The organism is Syntrophales bacterium (assembly GCA_030655775.1).
Taxonomy (GTDB): domain Bacteria; phylum Desulfobacterota; class Syntrophia; order Syntrophales; family JADFWA01; genus JAUSPI01.
In genome coordinates this window covers 1-17,593 of the sequence record JAUSPI010000245.1, presented here as the reverse complement: position 1 = coordinate 17,593, position 17,593 = coordinate 1, and the positions used below count along the sequence as shown (strand labels likewise).

Here is a 17,593-nt window from a genome sequence, read left to right as displayed (position 1 = left end):
ATCATATATTTCGTCAATGTTTTTCTGAATGTTGATCGTGTGCTCAATCGCTGTTGCTGTTTTGCAGTAATGTTTAATATCATCCAGAGACAAGATTTTGCCTTTTTAGAAAAATGTAAACCCGTCCCCAATTAGTTCCGCCATGTGTATGCAATACCGGTGACTCGCAGGGTAAAAAACATCTTGACCTATGTTACCTCAAGGGTTACAGTTCTCTTGTGGTTTACAGCAGTACGCATGTGTATAAAAAGAGATGTCTTCGTAATGATAAAATCCTTTTCGCACCCGGGGCTTGAAAAGTTCTTTTATGACGGCAGCAAAAAAAGCATTCAGCCTAAACATTCTGAACGGTTAGAAACGATACTTGACCGTCTCGACGCAGCCGCCAATATAAAAGATATGAGTTATCCAGGCTCTAATTTACATCGCCTGGAGCCCAAAAAAGAAGATCTGTGGGCTGTTGATGTATCCGGGAATTGGCGGATAACCTTTGTATTCAAAAAAGGAAATGCTTACAAAGTAAAATACGAAGATTATCATTAAACCAATAACACTCTACATATCTGAGAGGGTGAGTAAAATGAGAGATAGAAAAAGAGCTCCGTCCCATCCCGGACGAATTATTCGGATGAATTATCTTGAACCCCTAAAACTGACCATCAGCGAAATGGCGGACATTCTCGGCGTGTCCAGAAAAACTGCTTCGAAGATTGTGAACGGCCGTGGATCAGTGACGCCTGATATGGCGCTTCGGCTTTCCAAGGCGTTCGATACGACCCCGTCACTCTGGCTGAACCTCCAGGCCAACCATGATCTGTGGCATGCCATGCACGATTCAAGGGAATGGATGGATGTACACGCAGTACCTCGTCTTAAAGATGCACTGGGGTGAAACGAAATTCGAAGGACACATAATTTTTAAAAACCGATCAATTCCTTTTCTGCTTCATCATATATTTCATCGATGCTTTTCTGAATGTTGATCGTACGCTCAATGGCTGTTGCTGTTTTGCAGTAATGTTTAATATCCTCCAGAGACAACATCCTGCCTTTTCTGTCTTTCAGCCATTTATCGCAGACCTGATAGCCGCCGATCCGGTATTGCCATATGTTTTCTTCCAATCCCTCAAAATACTGATCGTTGTTGATGTAAACGCGTTCAGCCTTTTTGTCATATTTGATTTTATCAACTCTCTTGTCTCCTGTTCCCTGGAATTTTATAACCGGGGAATCAAGCTCAGGTGATTGTATAAGATGCAGGTCAGCGAGACGCTTGCCGTATTCGGCTAATTTTCTGAAAAGGCGTTCGTCTTTCGTAAACGGTACTCTCGGAAAGTCCGTTTTCAGGAACTCAGCGTATTTTGCGCGGTAAGTGTTGGAGTAGAAAACAGCGTATATGTAGTAGAAAATATCTTCAGGGGTCAGCTTTGTTTTGTAGGCTTCGGATAAAGCGGAAAATATTTTTTCGCTGATATTGGACTGTTTTTCTCCGGCGCTTTTCGTTTGGCTGAAAAGGTCATTTTTATCGAGATCTGGGTAGAGGTAAAGAGGCGCCTGTTGAGTTATCCCTTTACTGCTTAAGAATGTTCTATTATCAACTATATATTGGCTTATCAAAACATGTGAATAATTTTCTTCTAGCGAGACTTGCCTCATAAAAGATAATGATAAATTCTTTTGCAACATATGCCACATGACATTTCTTCTTGATCTTTCAACCAGGACATCGTGATAAAAAATCCATTGAATATCAAAGGGTCTGTATAAAACCTGAGTAAAGGAATTTTCCCAGTCCTTATCATTTCTTACTTTTTCCCTCGCTGTCTTTAGCTTCCAGTTGGCTTTATCCTTGAGTTTATATGATTCGCCTATCAACTCATCCGGTATTTTTTCATCGCAAAACATCCTGATGCGCCGCTTGAGGGCTTCTTTGTCTGTATCAATAACAAATTTATCCCTTGCAGTAACAATACCCACGCTGTTTACCGGAAAGATATCCGTTATCTTAGGCGAGCTTTCATACAATTCCAGCAGCCTTTCATCTCTGGGAACAAAAAGATAAAATTCTGATTTGGGAGCTATTTCCTGCCATTTAGTTGTTGTAATATCATTACGGATAAGCCGGTCGTATTTTTCCTTTCGCAGCCCCCATATTTCCGAATGAAAAATCTTCTTGCCGTTTTCACCGTTCCTGTCTTTTTTCTTGATAAAGAGTGCAATGGCAGTTCCCTGGCGTATGTCGAATACGTTTTCGTCTTTCGAACCGTCCGGGCATTTTTCCTTTTTCAAACTGTTGCCGTGAAGATCAAGCAGATATATCTCGTCGAAACTGTTCATCAGCGACCGGCGCATTCCTCTGAATGTTGGATTGTCCAGATAGCTGTGATTGGTAATAAAACCCAGAACTCCTTCGCCTGCCTGATCTATTTTCCACTGGCTGAAACGTATAAATTTGACATAATCGTCTTGCAGCCATTTCGGATTCTTTTCTCCAAGCGGTTTACCGTCTATCCGGTAATATCCGTCATCTTTTATGCCGTTTTTATGCGTATAACCCTCCTTCAGCAATTGGTCTATCCATTTTCCCTTGTTTGCCGAATGACCGGAATACGGGGGATTCCCCATTATTACCAGAACAGGTTGCTCTTTTTTTACTTTCCCGGCCAAATGCGATTCTTCGGAAAGGGAGGCCATACCGGGCAGGCTGGTTTGTTCAAGTTCTTCCATCTCAAGGGTGCTTGTCAGATAGAGTTTAAACCTGTCCTCTTTTTTGAGTTTGTAACCGAGTTCTTCAAGAAGAAAAGACATCTTCAAATGACCCACCGCATAAGGCGCCATCATAAGCTCAAAGGCATAGAAGTTTTTGAGGATATGCTCCTTGATAAAACCTTCCTTATCGCCATCTCCGTATTTTGATGTAAATTCATTAACCGCCAGTTTTGCCGCCTCCGCCAGAAAGGTAAGCGTTCCGGATGCCGGGTCTAACACCGTAACGGTATCACTTGCCATGCCGTCAACTCTGCCGAAACGATCCTTCAGAACATGGTTAAGCGAACGCACAATATAGGAGACAACCGGTTCTGGCGTATAATACACACCCCTTCTTTCGCGGGTCTTCGGGTCATATTCGGCAAGAAAGGTCTCATAAAAATGAACGACGGGGTCTTTTCCTTTGCCTTCTCTAAAATAGTCCTGAAGCAGCTTGTTGACATCCGCCACTAATAACACTTCGGCGATATCATCAATAATCCATTCCATTTGATCAGGAACATCTTCAAGCGAAATAAACCTGAAAACATCTCTTAATATTCCGATAGTGGGGGGGATATTGTCATAGGCAAGTTTTCTGTTGAAACCGTTCTTTGACCGCATGCGGGCGGCAAACAGGCCGTAAGTGATTGTCTGGGAATACAGATCGGCAAAGTCCTCTTTTGAGAGACCGCTGATTAGAAACTGCCTGAACGCTTCATAAAATCCGTGGATAAAGCCTTGGCCGGTTTTTTCTTCCTCTGCCAGTTCCTCAGCGATCACCTCGTCCTTTAAAAAGCTCGTGCGTTTGGCCAGCTCTATTGCCAGATTTTTTGCATTGTAAACTTTAGGCAGGGAGAATGAATAAAACTCTTCAATCAGCTTAAGAAAATCAGGTTCTTTTTCAACAGGCGGAACCGTTTTTAGTTTATGCACGATAAAAGGTCTTGCTATTAATGCCTTATTGACCAGTATGCCGTTACGATAAAGCCTGAACTCAAAAAAATTGGTTAGTATCAGGTTTGGAAAGGTGTTCCTGTATCGTTTTAACTGTTCCGAATGTTCTATTGAATCCAGGTTCTCAACAGTGGGAGCTTTGGCTTCAATATACCCTACAATATGCTGCTTGCCGTCCCAGATTCGAAAATCAGGATTGCCCGCCTCGGTGGTTTTGGGGAGCGTTGTAATGTGAAATTTTCGTTTGCCGAAGGATTGGGCCGCTTCTTTCAGCAATGACTCAAGGGTCGAATAATAGCTTTCTTCTCTGGCATCACCCTGATTGGCAATTTGAAATATGTTTTTAAGATATGATTTCAGCATTCAGATCACCTGAATTTACAAAAAAAGACACCGGCTCTTGCTGTCAGTTAAACTGACTGGTTCGCTTTTGATTTATTTTAAATACCTTTCAACGAAATTCCGTGGATTCAAAACATTAATATCTTGATATCCTGACAGTTTTGATAAATGCTTATCCCCGCTGATAATTATTCTGCATTTGCCTGCAATGGCACATTCAATGAATTTATCGTCGTCAGGATCTTCACATATGACGATATCCAAATCTTTAGTATCAACAAATTGTCCGTGAACTGTAACCATTTCAATAATTGGCAATATATCGATAGAGGAAAATTTAGATGATAATTCATGAGCGACACGATGGTATTCATCAAGGATGTCTTGCGAAAGTAAGATTTTAAAACTGCCTTTTTCCCAAGCTTTGAGGATTTGAGAAGGAGGACCGCTAAAAAATATCCCGGATATGAACACATTTGTATCAAGGACAATTCTCATTTCTTTTTACTTCTGGCTTTTAATATGGCATCGCCAATATCAGATTTTTTAATTCCGGCTTGTTTACCTTTTTTTCTGGCCTCAGCAATAAGGCCGCCAAATTCATCAAGTGATGGCGGAGCTATATTTTTAAGAATAACAACGTCCTTTTCACCGACAACGACAAATTGAGCGCCAGCCTTTAAATTGAGTTGTTTCCGTATGTTTTCGGGAATAACAACTTGTCCTTTAGAGGACATTTTTGTTGTTGATACATTTGCCATAATATGCCTCCCTATGATTTATGCTATCTTACTGGTAAGATTATATGACCTCTATCTTCGGAATGCAAGCCTTTTAAATCAATTATGATCATGGAAAGCGAGGGTTTAAGGGGGCAGTCAAGAGTGTAGACCTGATCTATTTTTGAGGGAATAAGATGGCTTTGAAAGACGCTTCTATACCCAGCGTAATGGTTGGTTACTTCTAATCACTTAAAGAAGTGGGATTATATGTAACAAATATGGGGTTAGAGGTTAAATGCTTTCTTGCATCCATCAGACGATAATAGGTCATCTTCCCGTGCGGCGCTTCCTTATCTACATATTCTACTTCCATGGGAGTTTCACCTTTAAATGTATGTATCAGTTTGCCCCCTCGGATAAGCAAGAGATTTATTGGGGTTTTTTTCTCGGTAGTATAAGAGATACTGAATTTGATGATCGGGAAATGGGCGGTGGTCAGCGTTTCTCCCATAAAGGTCTTTCTGCCGTCTTTTCCAAAAACGTTAAAGGAATCCAACCTTGGCCAGACCCGGCTATCACCCCTGGAACAATACATGCGGCCCTTCTCCATGGCCTCTAACACGCCTTTCCTGGAAAATTCCTTCAACAGAAAAGTGGTCGGAAAGCACCCCAGTTTTTCACCCGCACGACCATCTTCGTGAAAGTCCGCTGTTGATATTCCCCATGCGGGTCTTGTCCTCTCACCCCGGCAATATTCATTTAAGACCCTGTCCCATTCTTTCCCCGGATCCGTTGCCGTGATGTTGTCCCCGTAGATGGCGGAAAAACCGGTATAATTCCTGGACTGATAGAGGACCTGGGAATATGGAGGTGTGTTGACATTGATAGGGCCATATTTCCTGATGCCGGACATTTGTTCTATGTAGTTCCAGAAACAGAGCCCCCCCTTCTCGTTAACATAGTCGATCAATTCCTGATATGGCGCGATACCTTGATCCCCCGCATAGGGGTTAAACATAGAACTTCTGAAAGGGTTGTAATTGATAACAGCAAGGATTGAAAAAATAATAAGCAGTATACCTATAAGTGGTGAAAAACCCCTTTGCCACTTTAAGAGCATAAAACCTATAAAAAGGGGAACTATAAATATTATAGCCCAGGGAAGCAATTTTTTAGTATATTTAAGGGATAATTTATTATGCAGGTTTGGGATAAGATTATAATCATCAGGGTTGTTGAAGTTCATAATAAGGATCCTTCGGTCATATTCATTAACCGTTAAATTCTTTTTAAACCATGATCCGGTCCAGTAGTAGTAGGCTGATGTTTCGCAACCCGGAATGATTATCATATCAGGATATTTTTCCGATATCCTGCTGATTTCCTCAAGAAATTTTTCAGGCCCGTGTGTCATTATTGAGGGAAACTCTTTTTTATACCTCAGTATTTTTCTGAAAGGGGGCACTCCATAGGATAGGGCAAGCCGATCATGGTCATTGATAAACAGGATATTAAATCCCCTCGAACGGGCTATCTGTACCAGTTCCTCAACAGTATGCGCTCCGTCGCTGAGTGTGGATCGCAGGTCTATGAGCCCCGGCACTGCTTTGTACCTGTCCTGTTGGCTTGAATCGGCTACACACAGGAGTGTTGTAAAAAAAATCAGGGCTGTAAACCCAAAGACTCTGATGATCTTCCTCATTTAAAAATCCTCCTAAGCCGGACAAGCCGGAACCAAACAGGCAAGATTTTTTTGGGATGTGTTTTAATCCTCTTCCTCTTCCTTTTCCTTTCCGTACTGCGCGTCGAGCCTCCTGAGTACGTCAAGCGCTTCAAGCGAGTTATGACCTCTGCGGCCGGTAAACGGCATGAATTCGACACCAAGGAGCATATCACCGCTGTCCGTTGACCCTCGCCACCGCACCCGCGCATGCAGATTCAAAGGCTTTTCGTTCGGAGCCAGTAATTGCACCATTACTTTCTCGCCCCGGTCAAGCCCTTCATCGCACACTAAAGCGAGTCCCCCTTTGCTCACGTTCACCACATGGTATGTCTTTGAAAAACCCTTGACTAAAATAAGTAGCCCTGTTTTTTTGTATCTCACTTTTCCGCCGGGTATCTCAAACCGGCGAGCTCTTCTCTTCTCAACATCCTGTACCATTACGATGTTTTCCTCTGTGATTTATGATCGTTGATTTATGATTATGGATGGGCAAACTCTTTTGTCCTCTTTTTCAACTCTCCGGCATCCAACTCTCATCCCCCTCAATAATCAATCCACAGTCCATATTCAATCTCCTCTTTATCCACCAAAATTACGCTTAGTTTTTGATTATTGGTTGAAAGTTGTTTTAATAATATTTCGATTTATGAAAAATTGCAATAAAAAAAGGGGGTTATTCTTGTCCTTGTTTAACTTGTTGTGACAAATAACCCGATACCAAATCATCTGAAAAGTATAAAAAAGGGGGGGGACTCCCGGTCAACACACTTTTTTATGCGCTTGCTACTTGCAATAAAATTGTCATATAGTCTTAACATAAATCAAGGCAATGCTTTCTACTATGGGATAAATTGAAAACAAATACCGGAAAGTAAAGAGTGATATTATGAAAGTCCTGCGAAAAATAATCGAAATTGACGAAGAGTTGTGTGACGGGTGCGGGATGTGCGTGCCCGGATGTGCTGAGGGAGCTCTGCAGATTATAGACGGCAAGGCGCGGGTCGTTGCAGACAAATATTGTGACGGCCTTGGTGATTGTGTGGGCGAATGCCCAACCGGAGCTCTAAAAATAATCGAGCGGGAAGCAGACGAATTTGATGAAGAGGCAGTGGAACAATACCTCGCAGAAAAAGAAGGCAACAAGGGCAAGGAGATACCTGTTATGGCTTGCGGATGTCCCTCGACTAACATTCAGACATTTGCAGCGCCTGTATACTGTCAGGAAGCAATTAAACCTGCCGATATCGAAGAGAGCAGCGAATCTGCCCTTACCCACTGGCCCGTGCAGATAAGACTTGTACCCGCAACAGCTCCATTTCTTAAAGGAGCCGATCTTCTTATCCTGGCAGATTGTAGCGCCGTCGCCTTCCCCACTCTTCACAGTGACCTATTAAAAGGGAAAGTGGTTATGATGGGGTGTCCGAAATTTGATGATACCCAGGATTGCATAAAGAGGTTTGCCGATATCTTCAAGATTGCAGGCATCAAAAGCGTTACCACTGTTGTTATGGAGGTTCCCTGCTGTTCCGGCCTTCCCATGATAATAAAGAAGGGTATCGAGGCAGCGGGCAAGGAAATACCCATAGAAGAAGTGATTCTAAGCACAAGAGGGAAAATCATAGAGCGGAAAGCAAGCCCGATTTTGAAGCCTGGCGAGATACCCGTTATGTCGGCTCCGGTTAAACAATCTTAGTATCGGCCAGTGAAAGGGAAAGAGGGTTATCTTTTCCTTGAATGCCAAAATTATGATGGATGTATATACATTATGAAAGGAATATTGATCCTGATTGCAGTGGTTGCCATATGGTTTGTTCTCCAGGCTTATATTTTGCCTAAGATGGGGATATCCACGTGAGTAAAGCAATCCTGCCAGTTGGCAGACAAAAAAGATCATCCCAACAAATTTGACACAAAGGAATAACAAGAATTGTTAAATTCTCAAAAGTATTTATAATTAAGGCCATTCTGTTTGAAGCCCGGTTGATGTGCAAATATAGAAGGTAATAGATGAGAGAACCATCCTATTTGAGGTTATATAGAGAAGGGAAACTTAAAGATCGTATTGATCAGGCTGTCCATTTGATGAAGGATTGCCGTCTGTGTCCACGTGAATGTGCTGTAGATCGCCTCTCCGGTGAAACCGGATTCTGTCGAACGGAGAGAAGGGCAAAAGTGGCAAGTTACAATGCCCACTTCGGAGAGGAATCACCTCTGGTTGGAAGGTCCGGCTCGGGAACCATCTTTTTCAGCTCCTGCAATCTGCTCTGCTCTTTCTGCCAGAACTATGATATCAGCCATTTAGCGGAAGGTGTCGAGGTAGAACCGGAACAATTAGCGAAAATGATGGTCACTTTAGCCAGAGGCGGCTGCCATAACATAAACTTTGTGACACCCACACATGTCGTCCCTCAGATGCTGGAAGGCCTTTATATTGCCGTACAGCAAGGCCTTAATGTTCCATTGGTATATAACACCGGCGGATACGATAGTGTAGAAACTCTGAAGATCCTAGATGGTATCTTTGATATTTATATGCCCGATTTTAAATTCTGGGATCAAAAGTGGGCTGAAAAGTTCTGCAGTGCACCCAATTACAGAGAAAAAGCGGCAGATGCCATTCGTGAGATGCACCGTCAGGTAGGAGATCTCGAGATAAATGAGGGTGGAGTCGCCGTAAAAGGTTTACTGGTGCGTCACCTCGTCATGCCCAACGATGCGGCAAATACCGAAGAGGTGATGAAATTCCTGGCAGATGAGATATCTGTGAATACCTATGTAAACGTGATGGATCAGTACCGGCCATGCTACAAGGCAGAAGATGATATCATCATCAATCGCCGTATTACCGCTGGAGAATTCCAGGCAGCAATCGATTTAGCCCAAAAGGCAGGCCTGAAAAGGCTGGACCCGAGGGTACGATTCGTCAGGATGTTACAGTAAAAAAGCCGACCCCAGAGGGCCCGGCTTTGATTTAACCTCCCTAAGAGACTGTGTCATAATTCCCTTTTTTGTCATTTCGAGCAAAGCGAGAAATCTTAATGCTTAATAAATTTAAAATGTTAAGATTCCTCACATTCGTTCGGAATGACATTTCACCCTATTGTGATACAGTCTCTAAGGGGGGGGGGCAGTTTTATGCCCCTTCTGCTCGATGTCCCAAACGTGACTTCACTCCGTTTTGAGCTGGAATAATTCGTCGCTCAATGTCGGGCCAAATTTTACGCTTCATCATCCTCAGATCATATTCAGACTGAAGATTCAACCAAAACTGTGCTTCTATACGAAAATAGCGCTGCAATCTGAGAGCGGTATCAGCTGTGATGGCCCGTTTACCGTTAACGATCTCACTTATTCTATTGGGCGGAACAGCAAGATCTCGCGCAAGCTGATTTATACTGATGCCCATCGGTTTCATAAAATCATCACGCAGTATTTCACCCGGTGTAATTGGCTCAAGAAGTTTTTTTGCATCCATATTTATACCTCAATGATAATCAATAATTTCAATGTTGTAAGCATTGCCATCACGCCACTCAAAACAAACGCGCCACTGCTTGTTGATGCTGATAGCATATTGCCCCTTTCTATCTCCTCCCAGGGCATGAAATTTGTTTCCAGGGTTTAGCATCAATGCTTCCAAGCTCGGAGCGGCATGCAAAACCATTAGCCGCTTTCTTGCCTGCCGCTCAAAAGATTGAAAACGTCGCACTTGCTTGTCGTTGAATAGTTTTTCAGTGTCCCGACAAGAAAATGATTTAATCATATGAAAGGAGTATTACGTTATCCGTAATATGTCAAGCGGATTATAGTTAATGAGAGTGGAATGATTGGTTATGCCAAGATGTCGATGAGAATATCAACATTTCACGGACGTCCCCAACTCTGCCCCCTTAGCAAAAGCATTAGCTGAAGGCAAGGGCGTTAAAGTAACCGTAGACCTAATTTAAGGTTAAGAAAGAAGTGCCGACACTACTTATATATGCTATTATCTTAACTTAAGATTAAGTTTTCCCTTGACAAAGGCATGTTAGTTATGGGATTTAGGAATTACATGGAACCGCTGTCCTTCAAAGAAGCAGAAAAGCTTATCAGAAAAATTTCACAATACGGGAGCGTTATCCCTTCAACACATGCAAGGGGGCAAATGAAAGAAAGGGATTACACGATGCGAGATGTATTCCATATTCTAAAGCACGGCAAAATTAGAAAAAGGGAAGAAAACCCAGACGGTCAACACAAATATCACGTACATGGCAAAGATATAGAAGGCCATAAAGGAACCGTAGTTGTAGCAATAGTGAACAGGAAATTGCTTGTTATTGTTACAGTTCTTGGAGGAATGGAATAAGGGAGGAAAGAAATGCAGACCTGTTGGAATTGTGAGGGGAAGTTACAGGTTATCAAGGATAAGTCATATAATTATGTGGAATGCGGCCTGGACAATGTGTATCTGTATGGAATAATCCAGTATAAATGCATCGAGTGCGGCGAAGGCGGTCCTGAGATTCCCAAGGTTGAGGAACTTCACCTTTTGATAGGTAGAAACATAGTGTGTCAAGAGGAACAATTGACGGGACCAGAAATCAGGTTTCTCAGAAAGGAACTCGGCCTGAAGAGCAAGGAAATGGCAGAACTTTTATCAGTGGCTCCTGAAACTTATTCCAAATGGGAGAATTCCCGGGGTAATATCTCCAGGGTTCACGATAAGCAGCTCAGACTTTCGTATGTCCTGAATGCCGAAGATACAGCAGGAAAGGTGTTGCACGAAGGCATCCGTTTCGCACGCAGCATTGTCCCCAGGAAAGCCAAAGATAAGAAGAAAATTGAAATAAGCGCCAACGAGTGGCTTATGCCCTCCAAAGAACCGTTTTTCAGCAAAGCTTGTATTTGAAGGTGAGAAAGAAAACATGCATTTTCAAGCCGTAATCTTCGATCTCGATGGGACACTCCTTGATACACTGGAGGATATCGCCAACTCGGCAAACAGTATGCTGACAGGATACGGTTTCCCCGCGCACGAGGTAGACGCGTATCGCTACTTTGTCGGTGACGGGGTAACCATGCTTGTCTCGCGTGTACTGCCTGCTGAGAAGCGAAATGATGATACCATAGCGGAATGTATAAAGGTGTTTCGTGAAATTTACAGCCGCAGTTGGAATGTAAACACGAGGATGTATGCCGGCATACCGGAACTCCTCGATGCACTTACCGTCAAGCGGGTTAAGATGGCAATACTTTCCAACAAACCCGATGATTTTACCAAACTCTGTGTCAATGAACTCCTCCCCAACTGGAGCTTTGAAATGATACTTGGTCAGCGTGATGGAATCCCTCAAAAACCTGATCCACGCGGTGCTCACGAAATAGCTGAAAATCTCGGCATCTCACCGGAACGATTTTTGTATTTAGGGGATACCGGGGTTGACATGAAAACGGCCATTAATGCTAAAATGTTCCCGGTAGGAGCGCTATGGGGGTTTCGACCACCAGATGAACTACGGAAACACGGTGCGAAGGCATTGATCGAGCAGCCGATGGAACTCCTGACATTGGAACCGTAATTCAATCACCATCTATCCATTTCACCGATACGCCGATATCCTGAAGATGGCTGACGTCTCCCCATGTGCTCAGCAGCCATGTGCCGTTTTCAATGGAAAATGTATTTATGCTCGCATTGAAGAGTTTAAATCTTGTAGGCACTGAAATAGGAATATCGAAGACATATCGAAACAGGCCATTGAGCACTCCCCCGTGGGTCACAACAACAATACGCCCACCAGCATGACGCCCTACAATCTCTTTGATGCACTCGATTGCACGTTCGAATTGTTGTCTCCTGCTCTCTCCTTCAGGGACAACGTAATCAGGACCAGCCGTTTCATAGAGATTGAATTCGTCGGGATATTTTCTCTTGACCTCATCCATTGAGAGGCCCTGGAAGATGCCCAGGCTTCTTTCCCTCAATCTGCTGTCAGCAATTATTTTATGTTCTGTTTTAGCGGCAAGATATTCTGCAGTCTTATACGATCTCTTCAAGTCACTGCTGTATATAGCTGTAACCTTTTCTTCTGTCAATCTTTCTGCAATCGCTTCAGCCTGGCGAATTCCGAGCGGGCTGAGATCGGTATCCAGGTGTCCTTGTATCAGACCTTTTTCATTCCAGATGGTCTCGCCATGACGCACCACTATAAGTTCGGTTGTAATTTTCTTTTCCATAAATATTTTTACTTCTTCGTAGTGAGTGTCCAGGTAGCCTCGTAGAATTCCGCGCCACTGTCCGGGTCAATACCGCCCCCTGTTACTTTGATACCGCGTGTCTGCGCCGCCAGATTTTTCTGTAACCCACGATACTGTCTGAGCCCCTGCCCGACCGAATTCATGGCTACCTCTCCCAGAGGCACCTCGCTGGCATAAACCACGATGTGGTCTTCACCATACGGAGGCACAACTTGCAAATCAAACTGGTCTCCTTTGTCCGGAATTGTGTAAACTTCTCCACCCCTAAAAAAGTTTATCTTACGATAGTCATTGGGGAGGAGCTGAATAATCTGTCCACTCGATGTAACATCCACAATCCGTGCATAGAAGTCACGGTTCCCCTGAATGAAGATCCTGATATTTTCACCCGTCCCGTAGTGCTTTTTCTCAGTCCAGACTTTTACGGTAAGCGGCGCATCGCTGTCCATGATTGCCGTCTGGTGACCTTCAGGTTTCTTAGGCTTAATATCATACAAAACTTCAGCCTTGATCCAGACATGGTAGCGGTTATTCCCCACCACACCGTGGTCTTTCTGTTCAAGAACCGTGACAGCGCCTTCCGCATTGGACCATATCATGTCGTAATCGACCTGAAAATCTTTGACCTTGGTTTTCGCCTTGATATAGGTTTTTGCGGCTTCCAGCGCCTGTCTCTTGGCAGTAGCAAAGGCAGCTGCCCGTATCTGGGACATTGTCATGTTCTCTGAAAGATAGGCATAACCATCAACCTCATGTATGGAAGAGCGTTTTTCCTGATCAGGCACAACTTTAACGGCCCGGATATCCTGGCCGCAAACGTTTTGTGGTACTGTCAAAAATAACAGGGACAAAAAAATAATAAAACACCCGCCGATTCGAATACTGTTTGTCATCTGTTTCCTCCCCACGATTTTTCTCTTTGGTGTCCTTTGATTAACGTAACCTGGTGTATATCATAACCGACCAAAAAACTAAAGGTCATGTATTATAATTGAAGTTCCCCATCCGCCGTGATAGAACCAACAACAGAAAGGAAATCATCGTTAACCATGTATTTGAGTAAAAGGGTCCTCTTAACGAAAATTGCCGTATTCTTCGTCATAACTTTCATTTCTTTTGTTTTTCAAGTACAGGCTCAGGAACCCGAAGAGTCCCAAAAGGCATGGACATTCAGCATCTATTTTGAGAACGACCTCTTTACGCATACCGACCAACATTATACAAACGGTACCAAATTATCCTGGATTTCTCCCGATTTGGCTAACTATGAAGAGAGCGGAAAATTGCCTGGCTGGAGTTTGCCTCTGGTTCATAGTCTTCCTTTCATCAATGAACCGGATTTACAACGCAATATTGTCCTGTCAATCGGTCAAAATATGTACACCCCTGAGGACATTTCCAAGAAGGACTTAATCGAATATGATAGACCCTATGCCGGATGGACTTATTTTGGTATTGCGTTTCATAGCAAGAATGATCGACGATTGGACTCCATTGAATTCCAAGTGGGTATTGTGGGACCCGAATCATTTACTGAACAGACACAGAAATTTGTCCATAGTGCACGGGGAATAAATCGTCCAAATGGCTGGGATAATCAGTTGAAGAACGAACCAGGCCTGAACATTATTTGTGAACGCAAATGGCGACTTTTGGAAGCCAAACCAGGGCTTGGTTTTGATACTATTACACATCTGGGCTGTTCAGTGGGTAATGTATCTACATATGCAAATACCGGGATCGAGGCCCGCTTTGGGTGGAATATCCCCCGGGATTTCGGAGTGTCTTTAATTCGACCGGCTGGCGATACGGGTGCCCCTGTCGATGAACAGGATCCCCGCTTCTTTGGGATTCGCGGTTTCAGTTTGCATTTCTTTACTTCCATAGATGGTCGTGCCGTTCTACGGGATATCTTTCTGGATGGGAACACGTTTACGGACAGTCACAGCGTTGACAAGAAGCATTTCGTTGCTGACATTGCCGCTGGAATAAGTATCATGTTTCATCGTTTTAAGTTGTCCTATGCCCAGGTGTTCCGTACAAAAGAATTCAGAGAACAGGAGAAAGAGCACACATTCGGTTCGATCACTTTTTCCTTTACGTTTTAAGCAGCAATTACGAGGTCAAATGCCGAGTTTTTCCTTTAATGGTTAATATAATGTATATCCGCTTTATCGGAAAGCGTCATGACTCTCCCAATACCCTCATCAGGATTTCTGTTTTGAACCCTGACCCACTCAAGTAATTTGGTTAACGGTTTTCCCGACATAATCTCCTTCAAGGCAATATCAACACCTTCCCGGAGGGAGGATGATTTTCCGACTATCCAGAGAATAACCGCCGTGTTGAGGGCAACGATTTCTGTCCGTGACTTGTTTCCCCTTCCTGCAAGGGTTTTGACGGCATCAACAGCTTCTTCCTCCACGCTGCCATACGGCCTTATTTCTTCGTAATTACCGCGGGGCAGGCCCACATCCTCCGGTCTAATTTCCTGAAATTCTGTTTCTCCATTCTCCTTTAGAATAGCAAGTCTGGAAACCCCAAGCGTTGAAAGCTCGTCCATGCCCCTGTCGCCGTCTCGATCAAACCCATGAAATACTATCGCCTTTTGATAGCCTATTTGTCTCATCACGTTTATTGCCGGTTCAATCTGCTCAGGGGATCCCACACCCCGCACACCGATGCGAGGCAGAACCGGATTGGCCAGCGACGCGGCAATGTTCAGAGTGGAGCCAAATCTAATTTGAGACAGTATCCTTCCGAGACCGCCTGGGTGAACAGTTGGGCTCATTCCGTTAAAAAGACCGAGACCACTCGATTCAATTGACCGGCAAACCATATCTACATCACATTCCACATCCACGCCCAGTGCTTCACATAGGTCAACCGTGCCGCACCGAGAGGTGATCGCACGGGCACCGTGTCGTGCCAGGGAAACACCGAGACTTGCCGATACGATGGCGGAAAGGGTGCTGATATTGAATGTCTTGAGACTGTCCATGCCTGTTCCACAATTTTCAACAACCTGTAGACCTTCAATACTCCCCTTATTTGTGTCCACGTCATAGATGGCTTCGAAACAGCCCGCTATCTCCTCCGCTGTTTCCCCCTTCATTCTGAGAGCAGCCAGCGCCGCCCCTTGGTGTATGTCAGGTTGACGTCCGGCTAAAATCTCGCAGAACATTTCCCTGGACATTTGCCGAGTGAGATTTTCCCCTGCCATCAACGAATTTATTACCTGACCGAATGACCTAAGTGATTGTTCATCCATCAAATTTTCCTCCCTTTTACACAATTAAAATCTATTTATTATGACTTTCTTAATACTCTGTCTGCTCAGGGTCTCCATTCCATCCGAAATCTCTTCGACCGGTATCCTGTAAAACCGAAAAAAGGTAAGATCGATTCGCTCCGCCGCCAGCATATTCAGCGCAGAGCGAAAATCTCCAATATTGCAGCCATAGGAGCCGGCGAGCGTAAGTTCTTTGTAATGTACGGCATTCATATCGATCGGCAGCAACTCATCACCTTTATGATTTCCGGAAAAGAATGAAACACAGCCTCCCTGATTCATTATTTCCCAGAAGGGAAGTTTGAGACCATCAGGACAGGCGGGAATAATCAAATCCACTTTTTTATTATCTAAGCTCTCAAAAAGACTGGAACTTGATGTATCGATAGTCTTAACACCCCGGGGCAATTCATCCAAAAGCCTCTGCCGATTCATGTCCGCTATGATTATTTCCCCCCAATTCTCCATTTTCAAAAGCGCGGCAAATATGCTCCCGACAGCACCGGCTCCTATAATCAGCGCTCTTTCTTTTTTTACTGACTTGAATTTTCTGACAGCATTCAGGCAACAGGCGAGAGGTTCTGCAAGCACTGCCTGTTCAGGATCAAGACCCTTTGGAAAAGGCACAAGAGAACGCAGTTGCCCCTCATGAAACGGGATGATTGAACGGAAGAATCCGTCTTCATTAAAGCCGTATATCCTTATTTTCTGACATTGAGCTGTAATCCCCCTCTTGCATTGTTCACATTCTCCGCAAAAGATACCGGGATATATGGCTACCATGGCACCGGTCTCAAATGATGGATTATCACTCTCTATTATCTCTCCGACACCTTCATGACCGAGTATCCTGGGAAGGGATAAATCTCTCTGTCCGGACTCAAACATCTTAAGATCCGTCCGGCAGACGGCCGCTACACTCATCGAGACGAGAACACCGCCACGAGGTACTCCGGGCGGGGACGTCTCCAAAACTTCAAGTTTTCGATCTTCATTTAACAATATCTTTTTCATACGCACCTCAATAAAAAAGCCGCTTGGAACACTTCACTACTTAAGTGTTCCAGGCGGCTTATGGCATACCATTCCTGTATGATAATCAGGCAGGTCTTCTGGCTTTCCCTTTCACCGTTCGCCTTCCCGGCAGCTGTCGCTGGCCAGTGACTTTTCAACCGGTCTACCACTATACGGCAACCCGGACCTTCACGGTGAAGTTACACAGGGATCACAGCATCGGCCACAATGCGGTGGTTTTTCACCACCTTCCCTTTTCACCCTCCCATATACATGAGGGCACCTGACAAATGTACGTTATAAAATCATACACTCAAAATAATGTCAATGGCTTTTGTTCTTGTGTTAGAAGCACGTAATCTGTCCGGAGTTGTAGCACGTAATCTGTCCGGTTTATAATGGGTCACCAGGAGGGGTGGCCGATGAGACGAACAGAGTTGTTACAGGAGATTCGGATTATGCGATTTGAAGAGGCTTATGGTGTATGGACAGAAGGTCGATTGAACCAGGAAGAAGCAGCTCGGATATTGGGAGTATGCACACGGACATTTCGGC

Annotated in this window: 19 protein-coding genes and 1 riboswitch; of the genes, 8 read left to right on the top strand and 11 right to left on the bottom strand. The window is 44.1% G+C overall.

Annotated features, from left to right (window positions below; translation table 11 throughout):
• Positions 1–264: 264 nt before the first annotated feature.
• Positions 265–543, top strand: a complete 279-nt coding sequence (locus Q7J27_13745) for a type II toxin-antitoxin system RelE/ParE family toxin (GenBank protein ID MDO9530202.1) — start codon at positions 265–267, stop codon at positions 541–543.
• Between the two features lie 37 nt (positions 544–580).
• Positions 581–892: a HigA family addiction module antitoxin gene (locus tag Q7J27_13740; protein ID MDO9530201.1), complete on the top strand. Its 312-nt coding sequence runs from the start codon at positions 581–583 to the stop codon at positions 890–892.
• Positions 893–918: 26 nt separating this feature from the next.
• Here Q7J27_13740 and Q7J27_13735 read toward each other — a convergent pair whose 3' ends face one another.
• The 5 genes from Q7J27_13735 to Q7J27_13715 form a co-directional block, all read right to left on the bottom strand.
• On the bottom strand, positions 919–4,068 hold the full coding sequence (locus Q7J27_13735; GenBank protein MDO9530200.1) for a type ISP restriction/modification enzyme: 3,150 nt from the start codon (positions 4,066–4,068) through the stop codon (positions 919–921).
• Between the two features lie 72 nt (positions 4,069–4,140).
• Positions 4,141–4,545, bottom strand: coding sequence for a putative toxin-antitoxin system toxin component, PIN family (locus tag Q7J27_13730; protein MDO9530199.1), 405 nt, complete (start codon positions 4,543–4,545; stop codon positions 4,141–4,143).
• Entirely contained in the window at positions 4,542–4,808 is a 267-nt protein-coding gene (locus Q7J27_13725; protein MDO9530198.1) for an AbrB/MazE/SpoVT family DNA-binding domain-containing protein, read from the bottom strand. The genes Q7J27_13730 and Q7J27_13725 overlap by 4 nt, the downstream gene beginning before the upstream one ends.
• Before the next feature lie 202 nt (positions 4,809–5,010).
• Positions 5,011–6,471, bottom strand: a complete 1,461-nt coding sequence (locus Q7J27_13720) for a hypothetical protein (protein ID MDO9530197.1) — start codon at positions 6,469–6,471, stop codon at positions 5,011–5,013.
• Between the two features lie 63 nt (positions 6,472–6,534).
• Positions 6,535–6,930: a PilZ domain-containing protein gene (locus Q7J27_13715; protein MDO9530196.1), complete on the bottom strand. Its 396-nt coding sequence runs from the start codon at positions 6,928–6,930 to the stop codon at positions 6,535–6,537.
• 448 nt (positions 6,931–7,378) lie between these two features.
• On the opposite strand from Q7J27_13715, the gene Q7J27_13710 reads away from it, so the two are divergent.
• Together Q7J27_13710 and Q7J27_13705 are read left to right on the top strand one after the other, a co-directional pair.
• On the top strand, positions 7,379–8,185 hold the full coding sequence (locus Q7J27_13710) for a 4Fe-4S ferredoxin (protein MDO9530195.1): 807 nt from the start codon (positions 7,379–7,381) through the stop codon (positions 8,183–8,185).
• Positions 8,186–8,499: 314 nt separating this feature from the next.
• Positions 8,500–9,432 carry a hypothetical protein gene (locus tag Q7J27_13705; GenBank protein MDO9530194.1) on the top strand — a complete coding sequence of 311 codons (933 nt, stop codon included), beginning with the start codon at positions 8,500–8,502 and terminating at the stop codon, positions 9,430–9,432.
• Between the two features lie 193 nt (positions 9,433–9,625).
• On the opposite strand, the gene Q7J27_13700 is transcribed toward Q7J27_13705, so the two are convergent.
• Both Q7J27_13700 and Q7J27_13695 read right to left on the bottom strand, forming a co-directional pair.
• A complete protein-coding gene (locus tag Q7J27_13700; GenBank protein MDO9530193.1) occupies positions 9,626–9,967 on the bottom strand; it encodes a HigA family addiction module antitoxin in 342 nt (113 codons plus the stop codon).
• Positions 9,968–9,976: 9 nt separating this feature from the next.
• Positions 9,977–10,255 carry a type II toxin-antitoxin system RelE/ParE family toxin gene (locus Q7J27_13695; GenBank protein ID MDO9530192.1) on the bottom strand — a complete coding sequence of 93 codons (279 nt, stop codon included), beginning with the start codon at positions 10,253–10,255 and terminating at the stop codon, positions 9,977–9,979.
• Between the two features lie 270 nt (positions 10,256–10,525).
• On the opposite strand from Q7J27_13695, the gene Q7J27_13690 reads away from it, so the two are divergent.
• The 3 genes from Q7J27_13690 to Q7J27_13680 are packed head-to-tail and all read left to right on the top strand — an operon-like array spanning position 10,526 to position 12,053.
• Positions 10,526–10,840, top strand: a complete 315-nt coding sequence (locus Q7J27_13690) for a DUF4258 domain-containing protein (protein ID MDO9530191.1) — start codon at positions 10,526–10,528, stop codon at positions 10,838–10,840.
• Between the two features lie 12 nt (positions 10,841–10,852).
• Entirely contained in the window at positions 10,853–11,383 is a 531-nt protein-coding gene (locus tag Q7J27_13685) for a helix-turn-helix domain-containing protein (protein ID MDO9530190.1), read from the top strand.
• A 16-nt stretch (positions 11,384–11,399) separates the two neighbouring features.
• Positions 11,400–12,053, top strand: a complete 654-nt coding sequence (locus Q7J27_13680) for an HAD family hydrolase (protein MDO9530189.1) — start codon at positions 11,400–11,402, stop codon at positions 12,051–12,053.
• 1 nt (position 12,054) lies between these two features.
• Here Q7J27_13680 and Q7J27_13675 read toward each other — a convergent pair whose 3' ends face one another.
• Together Q7J27_13675 and Q7J27_13670 are read right to left on the bottom strand one after the other, a co-directional pair.
• Positions 12,055–12,711: a histidine phosphatase family protein gene (locus tag Q7J27_13675; GenBank protein ID MDO9530188.1), complete on the bottom strand. Its 657-nt coding sequence runs from the start codon at positions 12,709–12,711 to the stop codon at positions 12,055–12,057.
• Between the two features lie 8 nt (positions 12,712–12,719).
• Positions 12,720–13,625: a DUF4384 domain-containing protein gene (locus Q7J27_13670; protein ID MDO9530187.1), complete on the bottom strand. Its 906-nt coding sequence runs from the start codon at positions 13,623–13,625 to the stop codon at positions 12,720–12,722.
• 156 nt (positions 13,626–13,781) lie between these two features.
• Here Q7J27_13670 and Q7J27_13665 point away from each other — a divergent pair, with 156 nt between their 5' ends.
• Complete coding sequence (locus tag Q7J27_13665; GenBank protein MDO9530186.1) at positions 13,782–14,840, top strand: lipid A deacylase LpxR family protein; 1,059 nt, start codon at positions 13,782–13,784, stop codon at positions 14,838–14,840.
• 35 nt (positions 14,841–14,875) lie between these two features.
• Here the strand turns inward: Q7J27_13665 and trpD are convergent, their stop codons facing one another.
• Positions 14,876–16,003 (bottom strand): anthranilate phosphoribosyltransferase, encoded by a 1,128-nt coding sequence (trpD, locus tag Q7J27_13660; protein ID MDO9530185.1) that lies wholly within the window; start codon positions 16,001–16,003, stop codon positions 14,876–14,878.
• A gap of 24 nt (positions 16,004–16,027) precedes the next feature.
• Positions 16,028–17,038: an alcohol dehydrogenase catalytic domain-containing protein gene (locus tag Q7J27_13655; GenBank protein MDO9530184.1), complete on the bottom strand. Its 1,011-nt coding sequence runs from the start codon at positions 17,036–17,038 to the stop codon at positions 16,028–16,030.
• Positions 17,039–17,108: 70 nt separating this feature from the next.
• Positions 17,109–17,340, bottom strand: a riboswitch (cobalamin riboswitch).
• Between the last annotated feature and the right edge of the window lie 253 nt (positions 17,341–17,593).